Here is a 23,440-nt window from a genome sequence, read left to right on the forward strand (position 1 = left end):
TGGACGTGACGATGGCCTCCTCGTACGCGCTCGACGCCATCGCGGCCTGCGTCATCGGACGCGCCTCGACGCCAGACAGCCTCTGGACCGCCGGCGGCATCCTCCCCGGAGCGCTCCTCGCCGCCAATGACGTACCCGACATCGACCAGGGGCGGAACAGGCGGCGGAACAGAGCACGCCATCGAAGTCCCCCTCACGCTCCAGACGTCTGTCCGTCGGACGTCACGCCACTACTTCGCCCCGCTCACTCGACACCTTCAGCAAACTCTGCCATTATTACCAGAATTGCAGCCTTTCAGTGGGGGACTGATATGGCTCGAAATACCGTGGTAGGCCTGATACCGGTCATCGTTCTGGCCGGAACCGGATGCGGCGGGGACGGCGTGTGGCTGGAAGAGCCCTTGGGCGAAGCGCAGAGCGCGCTGGAGGCCGGCAATGCGCTCAATCCCAACGCGCTCAACCCCAACGCGCTCAATCCCAACGCGCTCAACCCCAACGCGCTGGCGATCGGCGCCTTGAGCCTCATCGCCCTTGGCTCGCAGGCGCTGACCGCGATCCTGGACCCCGGGCCGAACGGCGCGCTCTCACGCGAGCACCTGAGGTACGCCGTCGAATGCGCCCTCGAAAGCTCGCAATCATTCCGCTTCGGGTGGATCGACGCCTCTGGCGTCTATCACGACGAGATCTACACAGGCGTGCTCGGACTCGCGCGGAGCTGGGCGTGGATCCCGCTGGACGGTGACGGGCAGCGCTGGGTCTCGGCGTGCCTCGCGGCGCGCACCAACTACTACAGGATCCCCGTCGTGATCTCTTCGCGTGGACCCACCAAGGCGATCAACAAACAAAATTCGCCGGAGCTGTCCACGTTCACGAGGGAGGAGGGCGCGTTCTGGGGCAACATCTACGGGAGCTCGCCGGCGCTCTACGCCTGCCATGTTCCAGAGAACGACGCGAGCTCACGCGCGGCGCTCCGCGACTGCGCCGCCGGGCACATCGACGAGGCGACTGGCTCCATCCAACCGTGCGGGGCGATCCGACTCCTGGGCCCGTGTGACAGCTATTGCGACCCCATCGCCCCCAAGAACGGCATCTATCACCCTTCCTGCTTCACGGATCCGGCGAGCCGCTCGACCACCATGAGCTTGCACCCGATCACGGTGTTCCTCGAATGAGAGGATCTACAGCGGTTCCCGCCCCCCTCTGCACCATGCCGAGCAGAGCGACGGTCACCCGCACAGGAGACGGGCCCAGATCGGCGTTTTCGGCGCGCAAGCGCACTCCGGTGCGCTGAGCACCGAAAACGTCGAGGTGGGCCCGTATCCGAAGCGGGTGACCGTCGCTCTAGTATTCGCGGCAGTCGCCGGGCGCCTCCAGCGTGCCGAAGCTGTAGGGCCGCGCCTGCTTGACCAGCAGCCGGCGCTCCGGGCCGATCAGCTTCCATTCGATCTGCATCGCGTACAGCCGGTTCTCCCCCTTCGGGTCCACCAGCGGCCGGTAATGAGCGTGGACGGACTCGAGCACGCACCCGAGCCGCTGGATCTCCGGGAACGACAGCACGTCGCGCCCGCGCGACAGGCTCGAGCGCGTGAGGTACTCCGCCTTGATCGTGCGAGGCGGCGGCGTGTACACGATCTCGTCGCTTGTCACGCCGGGCGCGGGGTTGGTGACCGAGGCCTCCCCGATCTGCGCGTTGATGTAGTACTGGCTGTCGCGGGTGGCGTCGAGCGCGTTGCGGCTGATCGCCACGCCCTGCGCGCGCTCCGATTGCCAGGCCTGATGCACGAGCACGGCCATGGCCGCGCGCGCCTGCTCGACGTGGCCGAACTCGCGCTCATCGTAAGCGCGCGTGTTCCACAGGCTCGCCCAGACGGTGCGCAGCGCGTCCTCGATGGAGCTCGACGCGGCGTCCAGCTCGCCGCTCGTCGACGTGTGCAGGCCGGCGCCGTTGAAGGTCGCGAGATCCTCGGTGTTGCTGCTGCTGCGCAGCCGCACGCGGTCGCCGCCGAAGCGCTGCTCGACAGCGCCCGTGACCTCGCTCAAGATCGCGCGGTCCACCGGGTGCGCCAGCATCCGCGCCCGCACCTCGGCCAGGCCCTCGGCGTGCGCGTGCGGATCGGCGCGGAACTCGGGATCCTGCTCGAGCTCGGCCAGGAGCTCCGCCGCGCCGCTCGCCTCGAAATGATCCATGTAGTGCGAGAACGGGATCGCGAACGCGGCGGGCGGCACGTAAAGCGGCAAGAGGTCGAGCGGGCAATACTGCCCCACGCCGCTCACGCGGTACAGCTCGGCCATGCCTGCCGCCTTGGAGCCGATGCTGTCGCCCATGGCGTAACCCGCGGCGTCGAGCGGCACGACCCCGCGCACGGAGAGGTCGAGCGCCGGCGAGAGCCGCTCGCCGGTCGGCTTGCGCTTCTCCCAGTAAGCGTCCGCCTCCTGCGCGGTGGCCTCGCGGATGTCGAAGTCCGACGCGCGCACCTCGAGCCGCACCAGCTTGCCGAACAGGGCCTTCAGGCGCGCGTCGTCGCGCGCGCCGCGCAGGGCCATGTTGGGCGTGCCCCGGCCGCGCGCCAGCACGTTCACGTGCGCGAGCGGCGTCTGGAAGGCCTCGGTGATGAGGCCGCCCATGAACGCGGTCTCGTTCGGCACGTCGTCGGTCACCACGATCACGTTCGGCCCGAGCTCGGCCGTCTCCAGATCGCGCGCCGGGACGAACGTCAGCGTGCCAAAGCCCTCGGCCGGGTTGAGCGACTGGTACGTGAGCCCCTTGTACGGCGCGTTCGGCCCCACGATGGGCGCCGTCCCCTCGATCTTCCGCAGCTCGATGATCTGGCGCCCCTCGGTGGGCCGTATCGCCCACGCCTCCGGGTCGGGCACCGCCTTCATCGCCGCGAAGAACGCGCGCCGCATCTGCTCGCCGACGATCTGGTCGCCGGGCGAGAACTCGACGGTCTTGGCTCCGTTGGTGTGCTCGACAAGCGTGCCGAGGAGGTAGCGACGGCCCTCGGACCGGAAGTACTCGGTCTGGCTGAACAACCCCCAGCCGACGTTGAACTCCGCGGCTTGCTCGGGATCGCAGCGATCGAGGTGGGGCTCCTTCCGGATCTGCTCGCGGACAAAGGTGTAGTGGAGCGCCCACTTTCGCGTGCTCAGGAGGTGCACCGTGTCGTTCGCGGCCATGTCGACGACGAACTTGACGCCGAGCTCACCGACCGCGGTGCCGCCCTCGGCCAGCTCGGCGAAGTCCGCGGCCGTCTCCAGCCGGTGCGCGCGCCCGCTCGCGAGCTCACGCCCCGGGAGCTCGGCGCAGCCGTCGTTCGCGGCGCCGGGGCTCGCCGCCCCGCAGAAGCGCGGCGCCCCGGTGGCGTCGGGCACGCGGGCCAGCGACGCGCCCTCGGGCCAGGCCATGAAGTCGATGCGATCGCTCGGCTCCGGGCTGTCCTCGCGCCACAGCGTCGCCACGCCCTCGAACTCGGGCGAGGCCTCGATCTCGGCCGTGTCGCTCGCGCCCACCGGGACGCTCACCCGCTCGCCGGGCGCGAGCGTGACGGACGGCTCGGGCCACGCGAGCAGCACGCCCGCGTCGGCGCCGGGCGGCGCTTGCCCCGGAGAGAGCGCCGCGAGGCGCAGCGCGAAGCCGTCGAGCGCGACGGGCGCGCCGCTCGCGTTCAGCACCTCGACGAACCCCGCGGGCCGCAGCGAGAGCTCGGAGATGACCAGCGGCCCGGCGATGGCCGGGAACGGCTCGGGCCACTGGAAAGGCGCGAAGCGGATGCTGTCGTCGAGGTTCGGCGGATCCGGCGGACCGCAGGTCTCGCCGTTCGCTCGCTCGGGCGTGGCATAGCGGCAGATCGACGGCTCGCCCGTGCCGTCAGGCAAGCGCGCGTAGCTCTCGGACCGCGGCAGCTCCGGCACATTCACGAGGTCGGCGAGCTGGCACGACGACGACCACAGCGCCACGCGCGCGCCCGAGTTCGAGAGCTTGAACGGCAGGTGCAGCGGGCCCTGCTCCGGCGTGTCGTCGGCCCAGAACAGCGCCGTTCGCCCCGGCCCGAGCGTCAGCTTCGGCAGCCGTGTCGCCTTGCCGGACTTGTCGCTCAGCGCGTACTCCCCGAGATCGAGCGGGCGCTGGCCGATGTTCATCAGCTCGATGAAATCGTCCGTCTCGCCGACCTCGTCGACCCAGGCGCCGTCGTTGCCGGTCATCACCTCGTTGATGCGAAGATCGCCGCTCAGCGCGGGCGAGGAGGCCGCGGGAAGCTCGAAGTCGCACACCGTCGGCTTCGGTGGGTGCTCCTCCGTCGGGAGCTGGGTCTCGCCCGAGCAGCCGACGCCGAGGGCGAGCGACAAGAGGGCCGCACCCACGCGCGGCTGGGACAAAGGGTGAACGCGATCGCTGGGTGAGCGCTCCATCATGCATGCTCCCGTCGTTCCTGCACCGTCATGCCCGCTCCGCCAGCACGCGGCGTGCCGCGCGCACAGGCGCCTGGCGCGGCGCAAAAAGCTCGTGGAATCCAGTCCTTCGGCCGCACGCGTGGCTCGCCGTGCGCCGGGCTGTGCCAGCGCCTGCGCCGTCACCGCCAGGGGGCCGCGCCGGCGGATGCGGTCAACTGCCCATTCGGCCGGCGCGCGACTTGGATGCTGGCTTCAGCTCTTGTAGCCTCGCGCGCATGCGTGAAAGCGTGCATGGACGAGTTGCATTGATCGCTCTCCTCACCTGCGCCCTGGCCGCCTGTTCCGAGTCGCCGGCCGACGAGGGCGGCGCAGGCGGCGGCGGCGCGGGTCCAGCCGGCAGCGGCGGCTCCGGCGGCGTAGCGGAGGCCAGCTCGAGCGCGGCCGAAGCCGCGACCTCCAGCGCCGCGACGGGCGCCGGGGCCGGAGGAGGAGGCGGAGGAGGCGGAGAGCCCGAGGGCGAGTGCGGGAGCGTCTCGGAGGTGCCGCCCGAGCTGGGGTTCGACCCTTTCTACAAGAAGTACGTCGACGCCGCGGGCATCCCCGTCATCAGCTCCGAGAAGGTGCCTGACGCGGCGCTGCTGCGCACCTGCTCGGTGGCCGTCCGCATGCTCGGCCACCGCGACGACGTGCGTCAGGCGATGATCGAGAACCACACGCGCGTCGCCGTGATGGCGGAGACGGAGGTGACAACCGACATCCCCGAGCACAGCGACCTGTACGAGGCGTTCCCGGGGACGGACTGGGACACGCGGGCCCGCGGCCTCGGCGCGACCCCCGCCCGGCCCGCGAGCTCCTGCGCCGAGGAGAACGTCCTGTGTTATGCGAGCGATCCGTACCTCGGCGAGGACATCCTTGTGCACGAGTTCTCGCACGCCATCGCGATCATGGGCATCGCCTTCGTCGAGCCGGCGTTCAACGGGGAGCTCGAGGACGTCTTCGATGCCGCGCTCCAGGCGGGGAAATGGGAGGACACCTACGCGGCGACGAACAAGGACGAATACTGGGCCGAGGGGGTCCAGTCCTGGTTCGACGCCAACACCGAGGCGATCCCCGCGAACGGGATCCACAACGAGATCGACACGCGGGCCGAGCTGCGCGACTACGATCGCCCGCTCCACGACCTCATCGCCAGGTACTTCGCCGACGACGCGTGGCGGCCGAGCTGCCCTTAGTTCCGCCCGCCAGGAGTCCTGGCCATGGAGCCGGAGAGAGAGTTCAACGCCAAGGCGCAAAGACGCAAAGACGCAAAAAAGAACAAATCTCGTGTATTTTTGCGCCTCTGCGCCTCTGCGCCTTTGCGCCTTGGCGTTACTCTCTCTCCGCTCGCGAGCCTTTGCAAAGAGGCCCGGTGTCGCGCTCGACCGCGGGCCGCCTCGCGTCGCTACGCCGCCAGCGCCTCGGTCAGCGCCCAGAGCCGCTCCTGCGCGGCCTCGTCGAGCGCCGCCTCGGCCGCCGGCTTGATGCGGCTCTCCTCGAAGTACTCCCCCGTCACCCCGGCCAGCTCCGGCGCCGTGGCCACGTGCAGCGAACACTCGGCCCCTTGCTCGGCCGTGAGCAGGAACAGGTTGAAGAACTTCATAAGGAGCTTTGGATAATCGCGCATCAGGTCAGTCCTGACCACGCCCGGATGGACGGCGTTGACCGTGACACCGGTGCCCTCGAGCCGCCGGGCCAGCGCCTTGGTGAAGAGCACGTTCGCGAGCTTCGACTGGCTGTACGCCGCGGTCGTGCCGTACTTCCGCCGCTCGAACTGCAGGTCCTCCCAGTCCATCCGGCCGCGGTAGTGCAGCTTCGAGGACAGGACCACGACCCGCGACGGCGCGCTCTTCTTCAGGAGCGGGAGGAGGTCCTGCGTGAGCAGCCACGTCCCCACGTGGTTCACCCCGAACGTCGCCTCGATGCCGTCCTCGGTCGTGCCGCGCGCGCTCCGCCATACCCCGGCGTTGTTCACAAGGACGTCCAGGCGCTCGTGCGCGGCGCGGAAGCGCTCGCCGAAGGCGCGGATGCTCGCCTTGCTCCCGAGATCCAGCGCGATCACCTCCACGTCCTCGCGGCCGGTGGAGCGCGCGATGTCGTCGCGCGCCGCCTCCCCTCTGCCGGTGTCGCGGCACGCCAGCACCACCTTCGCGCCGCGCTGAGCCAGGCCGCGGGCCGTCTCCTTGCCAATGCCCGTGTTGCCGCCGGTGACGATGCAGACCTTCCCGTTCATGGAGCTCCTCTCTCAGGTTCCAGCGGTGAGCACAAGCCCACGGCGCGCGCGGCATGGAAACAGAAGGAACAGACGTCACGGAAGCGGAGGCGCCCCCCCGCCTCGTGACGGCGCAAAGCCCCTATCCCGCGAAACTCCAGCGAGAATCGCGACCCCCTTGACGTGGACGCGCCCCTAGCTTCTCCTGATTCTCTATGCTCAGCCTAAGAGTATCTCTGGTGCGACGGGCGTGCTTCGTGTTCGGCATGCTGGCGATGACCGTGGGGTGCGGGAGCAGCGGACCCCCTGACGAACCCGAGGCGATAGGGGCCGCGACCGGGGCGCTCACGGGCGACGAACCGGACCTCGTGATCTCGAGCGCGAGCGCGCCGCCCAGCGTCCTGCCGGGCGGCTATTTCACGACGTGGGTCACTGTGTGCAACCAGGGCAATTCGGCGAGCTACAGCACCCAGGTCGAGGTGAGCCTCTCGGACGACGACATCATCACACCGTCGGATCCCATCACCGGCTATGCGCCGCTGGGGTATCTCGACGCGGGGCAATGCGTGGAGCTCGGCGTCCAGACCGCCGCGGCCGTGCCCGATGGCGCGTACACGCTCGGCGTCGTGGTGGACTCGTTCGAGCAGGTGATCGAGCTGTCGGAGACCAACAACACGGCGGTCGCAGGCGAGATCGGCGTCGGCTACGGCCCGGATCTCATCGTCTCGGCCGTGAGCGGCCCGCCGAGCGCGCTCCCCGGCGGCGGCTTCGAGGTCCAGGCCACGGTGTGCAACCAGGGCACGACGCCGAGCCAGAGCGCGCTCGTGGATGTGCTCCTCTCGCCGGACGCCGCGATCGAGCCGTCGGATCACCTCCTCGGCGGCGGCGTCCAGGTTCCATGGCTGGATCCTGGCCAGTGCGAGTCGGTGACCGTGCCCGTCAGCGCCAGTGTCCCCGAAGGCGTCTATCACCTCGGAGCAATCGCGCACGAGAGCGGCTGGTACGCGGAGCTCCTCACGTCCAACAATGCGCGGGCAGGCGGGCTGCTCGGCGTCGGCAATCAGCCGGACCTCGTCGTCTCGGCGGTGAGCGGACCGCCGAGCCAGGTGCCCGGCGCCTGGTTCGACGCCTCGGTCACCGTCTGCAACCAGGGTACGCAGTCGAGCTACGGCACCGAGGTCGACCTCCTCCTCTCGCCCGATGGCGAGATCACGCCCGCCGATTTCCCGATCGGAGCCGGCGATGTGCCGAGCCTGAGCCCCGGACAGTGCTTCTCCGCGACGATCCCCGCGAACACGTACGTGCCCGACGGCGCGTACACGCTCGGCGCGATCGTGAACGTCCCCAATTGGACCGCCGAGCTCATCGAGACGAACAACGCCGCGGCAGGCGGCGCGATCGGCGTCGGCTACCAGCCGGACCTCATCGTGTCCTCGGTGAGCGGACCGCCGAGCGCGATGTCTGGCGGCTCCCTCGACGCCTCGGTCACCGTCTGCAACCAGGGCACGCAGACGAGCTACGGCAGCAACGTGGAGCTGTACCTCTCCTCGGACGCGATCATCACGGCGAACGACGTGCCCATCGGCGGCGATGCGGTGCCGTACCTCGATCCTGGGCAGTGCACCACGCGGACGCTCCACGCGGGCGCTTACGCGCCTGACGGCGCCTACCACCTGGGCGCGATCGTCGATCGGTACGGCGGGGTTCCCGAGCTCATCGAGAGCAACAACGCCGCAGCTGGCGCCGTGGTCGGCGTCGGTTATCGACCGGATCTCATCGTCTCCTCGGTGAGCGGGCCGCCGAGCGCCCTTCCGGGCAGCGGCTTCAGCGCCACCGTCACCGTCTGCAACCAGGGCACGACCACGAGCTACAGCGCCGCCCTGGAGCTGCGCCTGTCACCCGACGACAACATCACGTGGGCCGACCCGCCCGCCGGCGGCGCCCAGGCGCCGTCCCTGGAACCGGGGCAATGCGCCGCCGTGACCTTCCCGGCGAGCGCTTACGTGCCAGACGGCGTCTATCACCTCGGCGCGATCGTCGATCTGTACAACTCGCAAGAAGAGCTGAACGAGGCCAACAACGCCGCGTCGGGCGGGCAGCTCGGCGTGGGCCATCGGCCGGATCTCATCGTCTCCGCCGTGAGCGGGCCGCCGACGCTGGTGCCCGGCAGCGGATTCAGCGCCTCCGTCACCGTCTGCAACCAGGGCACGACGCAGAGCTACGGCAGCGACGTCGCCGTGGTGCTCTCGTCCGATCAGGAGATCACGCCGTTCGACGCGCCCGCCGGGGGCGGCTATGTGCCCGGTCTGAGCCCCGGGCAGTGCGCCTCCGTCGCCGTGCCCGCGAACGCCTACGTGCCCGACGGCGCCTATCACCTCGGCGCCGTCGTGGACCCAGGCGGCTCGCTCCTCGAGCTCATCGAGACCAACAACGCGGCGGCGGGCAGCCTGATCGGCGTCGGCCATGGCCCCGACCTCATCGTCTCCGCCGTGAGCGGGCCGCCGAGCGTGTTCCCCGGCGGCGGCTTCGACGCGTCGGTCACCGTCTGCAACCAGGGCACGCAGACGAGCTACGGCACCCACGTGGAGCTGCGCGTCTCCGCGGATGCGACGGTCACGGCCGCAGACTCCCTCGCCGGCGGCGGTCCTTTGCCGTACCTGGATCCCGGCCAGTGCGCCACCGTGACCTTCCCGGCGAGCGCTCATGTGCCCGAGGGTGCCTACCACCTCGGCGCGATCGTCGACCCGCAGGGCGGGGTCCCCGAGCTCATCGAGACCAACAACGCGGGCTCAGGCGCTCTGATTGGCATCGGCTACGGGCCTGACTTCACCGTCGCTTCGGTGAGCGGCCCGCCCAGCGTCCTGCCGGGCAGCGGCTTCGACGCAGAGATCACCGTCTGCAACCAGGGCACGACCCCGGGCTCCAGCATGGTGGAGCTGCGCCTGTCCGCCGACGTTACGATCACGGAGGCCGACGCGTTCGCGGGCGGCGTGCCGACGCCTCACCTGGATCCCGGCCAGTGCGCGGCCGTGATGGTCCCCGCCAGCGCCTACCTGGCCGACGGCGCCTATCACCTCGGCGGGATCGTCGATCCGTACGGCGGGCAGCCCGAGTTGATCGAGACCAACAACGCGACGCCGGGTGATCTGATCGGCGTCGGCCACTGGCCCGACCTCGTCGTCTCGGCCGTGAGCGGGCCGTCGAGCGTGACGCCCGGCAGCAGCTTCAACGCCGCCGTCACCGTCTGCAATCAGGGCACCACCCAGAGCTACGGCGCCGACGTCGAGCTGCTGCTGTCGAGCGACGACGCGATCACGCCCTCGGACATCCACGCCGGGAACGGTTATGTCCCCGGGCTGAACCCCGGGCAGTGCGCCTCCGTCGTCGTGCCCGCGAGCGCCTACGTGCCCGACGGCGCGCATCACCTCGGCGCGATCGTGGACCCGCACGGCGCGATCGGCGAGCTCATCGAGACCAACAACGCCGCGGCGGGCAGCGTCATTGGCGTCGGTTACGCGCCGGATCTCGTCGTCTCCGCCGTGAGCGTGCCGCCGAGCACGATCCCTGGCGGAAGCTTCGACGCGTCGGTCACGGTCTGCAACCAGGGCACACAGACGAGCTACGGCACCCAGGTGGAGCTGCTGCTCTCCGCCGACGCGACCCTCGCGATGGCCGACTCTCCTGCTGGCAACGGTCCGGTGCCGTACCTGGATCCGGGCCAGTGCACAACCGTGACCTTCCCGGCGAGCGCATACGTGCCTGACGGCGCCTACCACCTGGGTGCGATCGTCGACCGGGACAACTGGGTTCCCGAGCTCATCGAGACGAACAACGCCGAGGTGAGCGCCGTGATAGGCGTCGGCAACTGGCCCGACCTCGTCGTCTCCGCGATCAGCGGCCCGCCCAGCGCCATGCCGGGGAGCGGATTCGACGCTTCCGTCATCGTCTGCAACCAGGGCACGCAGCCGAGCTACGGCACCGGCGTGGATCTCTACCTGTCCGCCGACGCCGCGATCACGGAAGACGACACACCCGCAGGCGGCGGCGCGGTCCCCTTCCTGGCGCCCGGGCAGTGCACCTCCGTGCTCGTCTTCGCGAGCGCTTATGTTCCCGAGGGCGCGTATCACCTCGGGGCGATCGTCGATGTGCACGACTGGCAGGAAGAGCTGATCGAGTCCAACAACGCTTCCGCGGGCGACCTCATCGGCGTGGGCTTCCAGCCCGACCTCGTCGTCTCGGCGGTCAGCGGCCCGCCCAGCGCCCCGCCGGGCAGCGGCTTCGACGCTTCCGTCACCGTCTGCAACCAGGGCACGTCCCCGAGCTACGGGGTCGACCTCGAGCTCTTCCTGTCGAGCGACGACGCGATCTCGCCCGCGGACCTCCACGCGGGGAGCGGCTATGTCCCCGGCCTGAGCCCTGGGCAGTGCACCTCCGTGCTCGTCGCCGCGAGCGCCTATGGGCCCGACGGCGCCTACCACCTCGGGGCGATCGTGGACCCGGAACAATGGCTCGTCGAGCTCATCGAGAGCAACAACGCTGTGGCGGGCAGCGTGATCGGCGTCGGCTTCGGGCCCGATTTCATCGTCTCCGCCGTGAGCGGGCCCCCGAGCCTCGCCCCGGGAGATAGCTTCAACGCCGAGGTCACCGTCTGCAACCAGGGCACGCAGGCGGGCCACGGCGGCGACATGGAGCTCCGCCTCTCCTCGGATGCGACCATCACGACGGCCGACTTCCTGGCCGGCAACGGGCCGGCGCCGTACCTGGCGCCGGGCCAGTGCGCCACCGTGACCTTCCCGGCGAGCGCGTCGTACGTGCCCTGGGGCGCCTATCACCTCGGCGCGATCGTCGATCCGTACGGCTGGACTCCCGAGCTCATCGAGACCAACAACGCCGCGGCGGGCAGCGTGCTCGGCGTCGGCCATGGCCCGGACCTCATCGTCTCCGCGGTGGAGGGCCCGCCCAGCGCCGTGCCAGGCAGCAGCTTCGATGCCGAGGTCACCGTCTGCAACCAGGGCACGTTGCCGAGCTACGGCAGCGAGGTGGAGCTGCGCCTCGCGGCCGGCGACCAGGAGGCCGACACAGGTTTCTTCGCCGGAAGCGCGCCGGTGGCGTACCTGGATCGTGGCCAGTGCACGGTCGTGGCCATCCCCACCTCCCTGGCGTGGCCCGACGGCGCCTATCGCCTCGGCGCCGTGGTGGACCCCTACGGCTGGATGCAGGAGCTCATCGAGACCAACAACACCAACGCAAGCGGCGTCTTCGGCGTCGGCAGCCGGCCGGATCTCATCGCGTCCGTCGTGAGCGGGCCATCGATCGCCGCGCCGGGCACCGGCTTCGACGCCGTCGTCACCGTGTGCAACCAGGGCACCACCCCGAGCGGCGGCACGAGCGTCGATGTGCTGCTGTCGTCAGACCGGGACGTCACGCCCTCCGATATCCATGTCGGCAACGAAGTTGTCTCCGGGCTGAGCCCTGGCCAGTGCGAAAGCGTCACCGTGGCCGCCGGCGCCTACGCTCCTGACGGCGCCTATCATCTCGGCGCGATCGTGGATCTGAACGGCCCGGTCCAGGAGCTGATCGAGACCAACAACACCGCCGCCGGCGACCTGATCGCCATCGGCCACGGCCCCGATCTCATCGTCTCGGCGGTGAGCGGCCCTCCGAGCGTCACGCAGGGCAGCGCCTTCAACGCCTCGGTCACCGTCTGCAACCAGGGCACGGAGCCGAGCTCCGGCACCGAGCTCAACCTCTTGCTCTCACCCGACGGTGGGATCACGCCCGCTGATTTCCCGATCGGCGGCGGCTATGTGCCCTACCTGAACGCAGGGCAGTGTTTTTCCGCGACGATCCTCGCGAGCGCGTATGTGCCCGACGGCGCCTATCACCTCGGCGCGATCGTGGACCCGTACGGCGCGATCGCCGAGCTCATCGAGCCCAACAACGCCGCGGCGGGCAGCGTGATCGGCATCGGCTATCGGCCGGACCTCATCGTGTCTTCGGTGAACGGGCCGCCGAGCCTCAACCCTGGCGGAAGCTTCGACGCGTCGGTCACGGTCTGCAACCAGGGCACGCAGCCGAGCTACGGCACCCAGGTGGACCTGCTCCTCTCTGCGGACGCGACCCTCACATTGGCCGACTCTCCTGCTGGCAACGGTCCGGTGCCGTACCTGGATCCGGGCCAGTGCGCCACCGTGACCTTCCCGGCGACCGCGTACGTGCCCGACGGTGCCTACCACCTGGGCGCCATCGTCGACCGGTTCGACTGGATCCCCGAGCTCATCGAGACGAACAACGCCGAGGTGAGCGCGATGATCGGCATCGGCAACTGGCCCGACCTCATCGTCTCTGCCGTCAGCGGCCCGCCCAGCGCCATGCCGGGCAGCGGCTTCGATGCTTCTGTCACCGTCTGCAACCAGGGCACGCAGCCGAGCTACGGCACCGACGTGGCTCTCTACCTGTCCGCCGACGCCACGATCACGGCAGGCGACACACCCGCCGGCGGCGGCGCGGTCCCCTTCCTGGCGCCCGGGCAGTGCGCCGCGGTGCCGGTCGCCGCAGTTCTCTATGCTCCCGACGGCACCTACCACCTCGGAGCGATCGTCGATATGAACGACTGGCAGGAAGAGCTGATCGAGGCCAACAACGCCGCCTCCGGCGATCTGATCGGCGTCGGCTTCGGGCCGGACCTCGTCGTCTCGGCGGTCGGCGGTCCGCCCAGCGCCCCGCCGGGCAGCGGATTCGATGCTTCCGTCACCGTCTGCAACCAGGGGACGTCCCCGAGCTACGGCGCCGATGTCGAGCTGTTCCTGTCGAGCGACGACGTCATCGCGCCCTCGGACCTCCAGGCAGGGAGCGGCTATGTGGCCGGCCTGAGCCCTGGACAGTGCACGTCCGTGCTCATCTTCGCGAGCGCCTATGGGCCCGACGGCGCCTACCGCCTCGGGGCGATCGTGGACCCAGGCGAATCGATCGCCGAGCTCATCGAGACCAACAACGCCGCGGCGGGCAGCGTGCTCGGCGTCGGCTTCGCTCCCGATTTCATCGTCTCCGCCGTGAGCGGGCCCTTGAGCCTCGCCCCGGGAGATAGCTTCAACGCCGAGGTCACCGTCTGCAACCAGGGCACGCAGGCGGGCTACGGCGGCGACGTGGAGTTGCGCCTCCCCTCGGACGCGACCATCACCACGGCCGACTTCCTGGCCGCATACGGGCCGGTGCCGTACCTGGCGCCGGGCCAGTGCGCCACCGTGACCTTCACGGCAAGCGCGTACGTGCCGGAAGGCGCTTACCACCTGGGCGCGGTCGTCGATCCGTACGGCTGGGTTCCCGAGCTCATCGAGACCAACAACGCCACGGCGGGCAGCGTGCTCGGCGTCGGCTATCGGCCGGACCTCATCGTCTCCGCAGTGGAGGGCCCGCCCAGCGCACTCCCAGGCAGCAGCTTCGACGCCGAGGTCACCGTCTGCAACCAGGGCACGCAGCCGAGCCACGGCAGCGATGTGGAGCTGCGCCTGGCGGCCAGCGACCAGACGGCCAGCGCCGGTGTGATCGCCGGGGGCGCGCCGGTGCCAATTCTGGATGCTGGCCAGTGCACGGTCGTGACCATCCCCGCCTACTCGGCGGTGCCCGACGGCGCCTATCGCCTCGCCGCCGTCGTGGACCCTTTCAGCTCGACGCAGGAGCTCATCGAGACCAACAACACCAACACAAGCGGCGTGTTCGGCGTCGGCTACCGGCCGGATCTCATCGCGTCCGTGAGCGGTCCATCGACCGCCGCGCCGGGCAGCGGCTTCGACGCCACCGTCACCGTGTGCAACCAGGGCACGACCCCGAGCGGCGGCACGAACGTCGATGTGTTTCTGTCGTCAGACGGGACGATCACGCCCTCCGATATCCATGTCGGCAACGGCTGGGTCCCCGGGTTGAGCCCTGGCCAGTGCGAAAGCATCACCGTGGCGGCCGGCGCCTACGCTCCTGACGGCGCCTACCACCTCGGCGCGATCGTGGACCTGAACGGCCCGGTCCAGGAGCTCATCGAGACCAACAACGCCGCCGCCGGCGAGCTGATGGCCATCGGCCACGGCCCCGATCTCGTCGTCTCGGCGGTGAGCGGCCCGCCGAGCGTCACGCAGGGCGGCCTCTTCGACGTCTCGATCACCGTCTGCAACCAAGGGACGGCCCCGAGCTACGGCACCATCGTGGAGGTCCGGCTGTCGGCCGACGCGACGATCACGACGGACGACTTCATCCCCGGAGGCGCCTGGGTGCCAAGCCTCGCCGTAGGTCAGTGCGAGAGCCTCCTCGTCCCCGCGGATACCTACGTCCCCGTGGATACCTACACGCTCGGGGCCATCGTGGACGCCTACGGCGAAGTCCCCGAGCTCCTCGAGGGCAACAACGCCACGGCGGGCAGCCAGCTCGTCGTCAGCTTCTGATTATCGCCCGCTTCCACATCGGGAGAGGCCGGCTGCGCGCGACGCGGGTCGCGCGCAGCCGCGTGGCCGACCTGACCAGCAAATCGGCAGGAACTCACCGCGCGGCGCGGTTGCGCCCTTGATCCCGTCGTCGAGCCTAGCTCGTGACGACGCGGATCTGCCGCACGGTCCAGTCGGAGCCCGGCTTTGACACGGTGCTCATCACGCGCGCCGTGTTCCGATCCGCATCGAGCGCCTCGCGCAGCCGGAAGAGCGCGTCGCGAGCAGCCCCGCTCCTCACCATCACCGACCGGGTGATCGGCTGGTCGATCGGCGGCTGCAGGAGCCACCAGAAATCGGCGTCGTCGACGGTCGCGAAGATGTTGATGACGTCGACGGCCCGAGTGCGCCCGGGGCGCAGGACGGACTGGAATGCGAACCAGACATCCCTCTGGGCCTCCACGGTGGTGTAATACCCCGCAGACGGATCAGGAGGCATGATGGGGTCGATGCTCCAATCATCTTCGAGGTCGACGGCCACGACATTGATTGGACGATTGCTGTCGTTCACGACACGGACGAACGTATATGCGCCGGACTGCACAGCATGAGCGTCGCCGCTCGGCTCGATCACGGTCCCGCCCTCGATCCAATCGCCCGGCGACCACCCTGGCGGCGGAGTGCGGAGCTCGACGCGGAGCGCATCCTTGAGCGCCGAGAATGGGTCGTCGACTTCCAGAATGGTCTGATACCGGAAGAGGTGCATCAGCCGATCGACCACGAGGGCGGCGGCGTTCGGCGCGCCGACGCTGACCGCTCCCACGTTCGGCATCGGCTTTCCGCTCGGGTCCCAGATCTCATATTGACCGCCGTCGTTGATGGCGACCTGGTAGTAAGGCGTCCCGCTCGTGTGGACCACGAGAAAGCCGCGCCCTCTCGTGTTGATCGCGGCCTCGAGGGCGGCCAACGCCCGTTGCTGATCGATCCCGGGCGGCAAGTCGTCTCGGCGGAAGAGGTTGACCTGACGCCGCAGCTCGACGGATCCCACGTCCTCGAGGAGCGCGGGGGCGCCCAGCTCTACCTTGTCGACCGGGGTGCCCTCTTCCAGGACCGCCCAGCTCTCCGTTGCCATGACCTCGTCGACGACGACGCCGCCCACGCGCTTGTCGAGCTGCGTGAAATCCGTCGTCCCAGGGCGGTAGAGGCCGAATGTGCTGCCCTTGGAGATCCCCATCGCCCGGCCGACGCGGAGCCTCACCCTCCGGTTCGAGGCGTCGATTCCGATGACCGTCACAGTGTGCACGATAGGCTGGAGCTTGACGCCGAGCACCTGCCGCCCGCCCTCACCGAGGAGCTGGGGTGTCTGCGATGGGAATCGGCTGTGCACCCGGGCGAGCACCCGCTCGTAGACCGTCTTCCAGGTCTGGTCCGTGCCGAGCCGTTCCAGCGCGTCCAGGAGCGCCTCCGTCATCACGCCGCCTCGCCGGTTCCCCTCGATGTTGGCCTCCAGCGCCGACTGGTCATCGCGGCACGCCGCGAGCAGCACATGGTCGTTCGACGCGGGCAGCCAGCTCGTGGCAGCGACGACACCTCGTGCGCTGCGCGACGCCACGAGCCGCCTCCACGCGGCGCGCAGCTCGTCATCGGGAGCGACGCCGTCCGTCGGCCGCTCCGTGGTGTCGAGCGTGGGCTCGGCCTCTGCCCGGGCGCCTGTCGCGCACCGCGGCGCGACGTCGACCCCACGCGTCGCGCCGCCGGAATGGCAGCTATCGAGCACCACCGTCACGATCGCCTGGCTCTTCCTCGCGAGCGCGACGAGGTAATATGCGAGATCGAGATCGCGCAGGTTGCGCGTCGACGCCTCGCCGATGTCCATGGGCACGAGCGTCTCGTCGCGCCCGCCGGGCCCCTTCTCCTCGGGGAACTTCGTGGGGACGCGGCCCCCGTGGCCGGAGTAGTAGATGAATACCTGGTCGCCCGGTTGCGTCCGGGCGACCAGCCCATCCAGCGCTGCCTTCATGTTGGCGTACGTAGGCCAGTCGCTCCTCGGCCCGGCGGGCACGCCTGCCCCGGTGTCGGCCGCGACGAGCTTCGTGATCTCGCGGGGCCCTGGGACCTGCGCGTTCAGCCTCACCTCGACGCGCCCGACGTCGCTCACGCATCCTCGCAAGTTCCTGTACGTGGCTCCGTTCGGGAGGCGGTTCGGGAAGTAGAAGTCGATGCCGATGAGCAACGCCCGGAACGTCGGGCCCGTGTCCCTGGCGCTGGTCCTCTCCGTCAGGTCGTGTTCATCGTTCGGTTGGCTCCCCATCGTGCCCCTCCCATGATAGCGGCCGCGAGGCCGGTCCCTCCGGTGGTCCCCTGAATTTGATGACTCCGCGACGGCTGCGCGTCGCCGATCGAGCGCGGCACCGATGCTACCGCGCCGAGGCTGTCTGAGGATAGGCGATCTTGATGAAGTCGATATCCATCTGCGACAGCTTGGCGTTATCTCGGACCACCCAGCCCGCGGGGCTTACGATGAGCGAGGGGGGGATGGGGTAGAGCATGATCGAGGCGGGATCGAACACGGTGCCCAGGAGAATATCCTCCGAGTACTTTTCGAGGACGTTGAAGCGGATCTGCTCCTTGGTCCAGTAATTCGGCGGCCCGGAGAAATACCTGTAGACGGCCTCCTTGTTCCACACGATGCCGCCCTGGGGATTCTGGTGCTCATGAATGGCGCCGAGTGCGTGGCCGAACTCGTGGAGCACGATGCGCGAGTACTCCTCGTCGCTGGTATCGTCCCGGAGCCAGCCGAAGTTCATGGTGGGCTGGCTGAGCGGGAAGTGCTGCTCCACCAGGGCGTCGGTTCCGAGCGCCGACCACGAGCCCGAGTCGGCGTAGAAGGAGATCCTGATCTCCGCGTAGGTCGAATCGCCGAAATCGAACTCGATATTTGCGTGCTGCGTCCACTCCTTGGCGTACTGCTCGACCTTCGCCCGCATCGTGGAAGAACCGTCGAGGAAGCGAATCTTCAGGACCTTCCCGGGGCGCCACCGCTTGCTGGCGATGAGCGCAATTTTCTCCGATGGCGTGAGGTTCGGGTCGTTCGGATTGAGGCTGGGATCCACGTCGTTCGCCGGATTTTCCCGCACGGCGGCCCGTCTTCCATCCTCTTCCAGAGCGAGCGGTAGCTTCCGATCGTAGCAGATGCGAACATTGGCTTCCGGCGTTGCCATATTCCTATCCCTCCTCAGAGGCCGGCGCGCGCCCGGGCGCACGGACAGCCCGTGATGGATCGATAAGGAAGAGGGCGCGAAGGTCAAGCTGCGGAGGGGCGGCAACCGTCGGCTCGTTTCGCGTCGGTTCTCAGGCTGAGGGAGGCAGTTGTGGAATTTTCAGCTTCATTGAGCCGATACGTGCTCGAGGAGGTGGAGCCCCATGCCGCGGGGATGAGACAAGCAAGTCAGTTCAGAGAGCCGCGGCTCACGTCGGTGCGGACGGCGCCCCCCCAAACGGGGGGAGCAGCGTCCGCTTGACGTCCCAGCCAGCGCACGCACGATTACCAGTGTGCGGCGTGCATGAGGAACTTTCAATTTCGGCGACAGGCGCCTTGCCGGGAAGTTCTCGCCCGAGTGCGGTGACGGGATTTCAGACGGGTGCTCCGGAATTCGGTATCGATGCGGTCGGGCAAGAACCTACGGCTTGCGGTCCTCGCGAAGATAGCGCCAGACGGACTGTCGCCGGATTGCGCTTCGCAGGCGCGACGGCGCGCGCCCTGCTCGAAACTGAGGAATCGGGAGCGGTAAGATGAAGCAGTTTTCGAGAGCACGTGCTACAAGTTTCGCGGCGCCGGTCGTCGCCGCGCATACGTCGGTCGAGACACCCGCGCAGGCACCGAGTCTGGACGCGGACGCGGCGCCGAACGGGCCGCTCGAAGAGGCAGCGCGGCTGAATGCTCGTGCCGTCGAGCTTTACGAGTCCGGCCGATACGACGAGGCCCTCCCCCTCGCACAGAGGGCGCTCGAGCTGCGAGAAAGAGCGCTCGGAGCTGAGCATCCCGACGTGGCCCAGAGCCTCAACAATCTTGCCGCACTGCTCCAGGCGAAAGGCGACCACGAGGCAGCCGAGCCGCTCTTCCGTCGCGCTCTGGCGATACGGGAGAGCATCCTCGGACCCGAGCATCCCGACACGGCCGCCACCCTCCACAACCTGGCTGACCTGCTCGCCATCAGAGGCGACTACACCGCCGCCGAGCCACTCTTCCGCCGCGCTCTGGCCATCCAGGAGAGGGCCCTCGGCACGGAGCACCCCGACACGGCCACCACCCTCCACAACCTGGCCCGGCTGCTCCGTGCGCAGCGCGACCACGCGGCCGCCGAGCTGCTCTTCCGCCGCGCGCTGGCCATCCGAGAGAATGCGCTCGGGCCGGACCATCCCGACACGGCCCAAAGCCTCAGCAATCTGGCCGCATTACTTGCAGCGAAAGGCGACTACGCAGAGGCCGAGCCGCTCTACCGCCGCGCTCTGGCCATCCTGGAAAAGGCGCTCGGGCCAGAGCATTCCGACGTCGCCACCACCCTCGACAGGCTCGCCGAGTTGCTCGGCGCGAAAGGCGACTACGCAGCAGCCGAGCCACTCTACCGCCGCGCGCTAGCCATCTGGGAGAAGGTGCTCGGGCCGGAGCATCCTGGCGTGGCCATCAGCCTCAACGACCTCGCCGGGCTGCTCTACGCGAAAGGTGACTACGCAACGGCCGAGCCGCTCTATCGTCGCGCGCTGGCCATCTTCGAGAAGGCGCTGGGGCCCGAGCATCACCGCGTGGCCACCGCCCTCGACAGGCTCGCCGGGTTGCTCCACGCGAAAGGCGACTATGCGGCAGCCGAACCGCTCTTGCGTCGCTCTCTCGCCATCGTGGAGAAGGCGCTCGGGCCGGAGCATCTCCGCGTAGCTGCCGCCTCCAACAATCTGGCCGTCGTGCTCCAGCTACAAGGCCACTATGCGGAGGCCGAGCCGCTCTTCCGTCGCGCGCTGACTATCCGAGAGAAGGCGCTCGGGCTCGAGCATCCCCACGTGGCAGAGAGCCTCAACAGCCTGGCCGGGTTGCTCCAGGAGAAAGGCGACTATACGGCGGCCGAACCACTCCTCCGTCGCGCTCTGGCCATCGTGGAGAAGGCGCTCGGACCCGAGCATCTCGACATAGCCGTCCCCCTCAACAACCTAGCGCTCTTGCTCCGCGCAAAGGGCGACTACGCGGCGGCCGAGCCGCTCTTCCGTCGCGTTCGGACCATCTTGGAGAAGGCGCTCGGACCCGAGCATCCCAACGTGGCCAAGAGCCTCAACAACCTAGCGGGGTTGCTTCAGGCGAAAGGCGACTACGCAGCGGCCGAGCCGCTCTTCCGCCGCGCTCGAACCATCTTGGAGAAGGCCCTCGGATCTGAGCATCCCGACGTGGCCAACAGCCTCAGCGACCTGGCGGAGTTGCTCCGTGCAAAGGGCGACTACGCAGCGGCCGAGCCGCTCTTCCGCCGCGCTCTGACCATCCGCGAAAAGGTCCTCGGGCCCGCGCATCCCGATGTGGCCGTCACCCTCAACAACCTGGCGGCGTTGCTCCATGCGAAGGGCGAGCATACCGCGGCGGAGCCGCTCTACCGTCGCGCTCTGGCCATTCGCGAGAAGGCGCTCGGGCTCGAGCATCCCCGCGTGGCCACCACCCTCAGCAACCTGGGCTGGTTGCTCCATGAGAAAGGCGATTACGCAGCGGCGGAGCCGCTCTACCGTCGCGCTCTGGCCATCCGCGAGAAGGCCCTTGGACTCGAGCATCCCAGCGTGGCCACCACCCTTAGCAACCTGGCCGGATTGCTCCAGGTGAGAGGCGAATACGCGGCGGCCGAGCTGCTCTTCCGTCGTGCTCGAACAATCTGGGAGAAGGCGCTCGGACTCGAGCATCCCGACATGGCCGCCACCCTTAGCAACCTGGCCGAGTTGCTCCACGCGAAAGGCGACTATGCGGCGGCCGAACCGCTCTTCCGTCGCGCGCTGAATATCCAGGAAAATGCGCTGGGGCCGGAGCATCCCGACGTGGCCACCACCCTCAACAACCTCGCTGCGTTGCTCTGGGCGAAAGGCGACTACACGGCGGCCGAGCCGATCCTCCGTCGCGCGCTCGCCATCCAGAAGGCGCTGGGGCCGGAGCATCCCGGCGTGGCCACCACCCTCAACAGCCTGGCCGAGCTGCTCCGGTCGAAAGGCGACTATGACGCGGCGGAGCCGCTCTTCCGCCAGGCTCTGGCCATCCGGGAGAAGGTGCTCGGGCCGGAGCATCCCAACGTGGCCACCACCCTCAACAACCTCGCCGCGTTGCTCGACGCGAAAGGCGACTACGATACGGCCGAGCCGCTCTTCCGTCGCGCACTCGCCATCTGGGAGAGAGCGCTCGGAGCGGAGCATCCCAACGTGGCCATCACGCTCAACAACCTGGCCGCGCTGCTCGAGACCAAAGGCGACCGCGCGGCGGCCGAGCCGCTCTACCGTCGCGCGCTGGCCATCTGGGAGAAGGCCCTCGGGCCCGAGCATCCCAACGTGGCCGCCGCCCTCGACAACCTGGCCGACTTGCATTGGGCGAACGCAGCGCCCGCGGAGGCGCTGCCGCTGATGCAGCGGACCGCTTCGATCTACGAACGGGTCCTGGACGCTGTCCTTGCCACCAGCAACGAGCGGCAAAAGCAAGCGTTCACGTGGACGCTGGAAGGCCAGACCGACATGAACGTTTCTCTTCACGTCGGCGCGCTACCCGACCGCGCCGACGCCGCCCGACTCGCGCTCGCCGTCCTGTTGCAGCGCAAGGGCCGCGTCCTCGACGCCATGACGGACATGCTCGCGCAGCTCCGTGCGCGCGGCCGAGAGGAGGACCAGGCAAAGCTGGCGGTGCTGGCGAGCCTGAGGAGCGAGCTGGCGACGCGCACGCTGCGCGGGCCTGCGCCCGGAGAGGAAGTGAGCCATCACAGCGACGCGCTCGCCAAGCTGCGGGCAGACACCGAGGTCCTGGAGCAAGACCTGGCGACACGGTACACGGCACTGGCCGCGGAGCGCCGCGCCGTCACCCTCGAGGCCGTGCAAGCCGCGCTCCGTCCGGGCGCCGCGCTCGTCGAGATCGCGCTCTTCAGGCCTTATGATCCGCAGGCGAAACCCGGCCGCAGGTTTGGTGCCCCGCGCTATGTCGCCTATGTGCTGCACCGGACCGGCGATCCACACTGGGTAGAGCTGGGCTCGGCCGCGCCCATCGATGCGCTCGTCGCTTCTGCTCGAGCGTTGCTAAGCACCACCGATCCGCGCTACGCCGAGGCGGCGCGCGCGCTCGACGAGAAGCTCATGCAGCCGGTGAGGCAGCTCCTCGGTGAGGCGCGCGAGGTGTACCTTTCGCCGGACGGAGAGCTCAACCTCGTGCCCTTCGCGGCGCTGGTCGACGAGCGCGGGCAGCTCCTGCTCGCGCGCTATCGCTTCACTTACCTGACCAGCGGCCGCGATCTGCTCCGCCTCGAGATCACCCAGGCCGAGAGCCCGCGCTCGTCGCCGCTGGTCGTCGGCAACCCCGCCTACGACGAGGGAAGCGCCGCGCCAGCCGGGGCGGCCCCGGGGCGTCGCTCCGACGCCATGGGGGCGATGCGCTTCGGCCCACTCCAGTGGACCGAGCCGGAGGCGCGCGCCGTCAAGGATCTCTTGCCAGATGCACGCCTGCTTCTCGAAACAGACGCCACCGAGGCCGCCGTCAAGACGCTGGCGGGCCCCGCCATCGTGCACATGGCCACCCACGGCTTCTTCCTGGCGCAGGCACGCGCCGCACCGCTCGCGCCCCACCAGGACCGGCCGTTCGTGATCCTAATGCAGCCCGGAGCGCTGCCGCCCTTGCCCGAGAACCCCCTGCTGCGTTCGGGCCTGGCGCTGGCAGGCGCCAACCTACGGCGCAGCGGCAACGAAGACGGCGTCCTGACCGCGCTCGAGGTCGCAAGCCTGGACCTGTGGGGGACCAAGCTCGTCGTGCTCTCGGCGTGCGACACGGGGATCGGCACCCTCGCCCGGGGCGAGGGCGTCTACGGGCTGCGTCGCGCGCTCGTGCTCGCCGGGGCCGACAGCCAGATCATGAGTCTGTGGAAGGTCGCCGATAGAGAGACCCAGGAGCTCATGAAGGCGTACTACGCCCGCCTCTCCGCCGGCGAGGGGCGCAGCGACGCCTTGCGCGAAGTTCAGCTCGCCATGGCGCGCGAGCGCTTGCATCCCTACTACTGGGCGGCCTTCATCGCAGGCGGCAGCGGCCGCTCGCTCTCTGGAAGGGAGCCGTCGCCCGTGCGAGAGGCCGATGTGCCGAGAGCGCTGGACACCGTAGCGGCCGCGCCCTAATCGCAGCGCG

At 69.2% G+C, this 23,440-nt stretch carries 8 protein-coding genes; 4 read left to right on the forward strand and 4 right to left on the reverse strand.

Annotated elements, in window-relative coordinates; all coding sequences use genetic code 11:
- The first annotated feature begins 401 nt into the window (after positions 1–401).
- The gene (locus WME95_RS29750; protein WP_437902724.1) at positions 402–1,172 is read left to right on the forward strand and encodes a hypothetical protein; all 771 of its coding nucleotides are present in this window, start codon (positions 402–404) and stop codon (positions 1,170–1,172) included.
- Positions 1,173–1,341: 169 nt separating this feature from the next.
- Here WME95_RS29750 and WME95_RS29755 read toward each other — a convergent pair whose 3' ends face one another.
- The gene (locus tag WME95_RS29755; RefSeq protein WP_437902725.1) at positions 1,342–4,347 is read right to left on the reverse strand and encodes a PEP/pyruvate-binding domain-containing protein; all 3,006 of its coding nucleotides are present in this window, start codon (positions 4,345–4,347) and stop codon (positions 1,342–1,344) included.
- Positions 4,348–4,697: 350 nt separating this feature from the next.
- On the opposite strand from WME95_RS29755, the gene WME95_RS29760 reads away from it, so the two are divergent.
- Entirely contained in the window at positions 4,698–5,624 is a 927-nt protein-coding gene (locus tag WME95_RS29760) for a hypothetical protein (protein WP_437542193.1), read from the forward strand.
- A gap of 209 nt (positions 5,625–5,833) precedes the next feature.
- Here WME95_RS29760 and WME95_RS29765 read toward each other — a convergent pair whose 3' ends face one another.
- Positions 5,834–6,661 (reverse strand): SDR family oxidoreductase, encoded by an 828-nt coding sequence (locus tag WME95_RS29765; RefSeq protein ID WP_437902726.1) that lies wholly within the window; start codon positions 6,659–6,661, stop codon positions 5,834–5,836.
- Positions 6,662–6,879: 218 nt separating this feature from the next.
- Between WME95_RS29765 and WME95_RS29770 the strand changes: the two genes are divergently transcribed.
- Positions 6,880–15,072 (forward strand): CARDB domain-containing protein, encoded by an 8,193-nt coding sequence (locus tag WME95_RS29770; RefSeq protein ID WP_437902727.1) that lies wholly within the window; start codon positions 6,880–6,882, stop codon positions 15,070–15,072.
- 136 nt (positions 15,073–15,208) lie between these two features.
- On the opposite strand, the gene WME95_RS29775 is transcribed toward WME95_RS29770, so the two are convergent.
- Both WME95_RS29775 and WME95_RS29780 read right to left on the reverse strand, forming a co-directional pair.
- Complete coding sequence (locus WME95_RS29775; RefSeq protein WP_437902728.1) at positions 15,209–17,362, reverse strand: caspase family protein; 2,154 nt, start codon at positions 17,360–17,362, stop codon at positions 15,209–15,211.
- Between the two features lie 106 nt (positions 17,363–17,468).
- Entirely contained in the window at positions 17,469–18,188 is a 720-nt protein-coding gene (locus tag WME95_RS29780; RefSeq protein WP_437902729.1) for a M12 family metallopeptidase, read from the reverse strand.
- Between the two features lie 655 nt (positions 18,189–18,843).
- Here WME95_RS29780 and WME95_RS29785 point away from each other — a divergent pair.
- Positions 18,844–23,430, forward strand: a complete 4,587-nt coding sequence (locus WME95_RS29785) for a tetratricopeptide repeat protein (RefSeq protein ID WP_437902730.1) — start codon at positions 18,844–18,846, stop codon at positions 23,428–23,430.
- Positions 23,431–23,440 lie beyond the last annotated feature (10 nt).

Origin of the sequence: Sorangium sp. So ce327 (assembly GCF_051530205.1) — a bacterium.
Lineage (GTDB): Bacteria > Myxococcota_A > Polyangia > Polyangiales > Polyangiaceae > Sorangium > Sorangium cellulosum_B.

Excerpts from the sequence above, each read along its gene's own strand:
- WME95_RS29765 (WP_437902726.1), bottom strand. The coding sequence starts at position 6,661 with ATGAACGGGAAGGTCTGCATCGTCACCGGCGGCAACACGGGCATTGGC.
- WME95_RS29775 (WP_437902728.1), bottom strand. The coding sequence starts at position 17,362 with ATGGGGAGCCAACCGAACGATGAACACGACCTGACGGAGAGGACCAGC.
- WME95_RS29785 (WP_437902730.1), top strand. The coding sequence starts at position 18,844 with ATGAAGCAGTTTTCGAGAGCACGTGCTACAAGTTTCGCGGCGCCGGTC.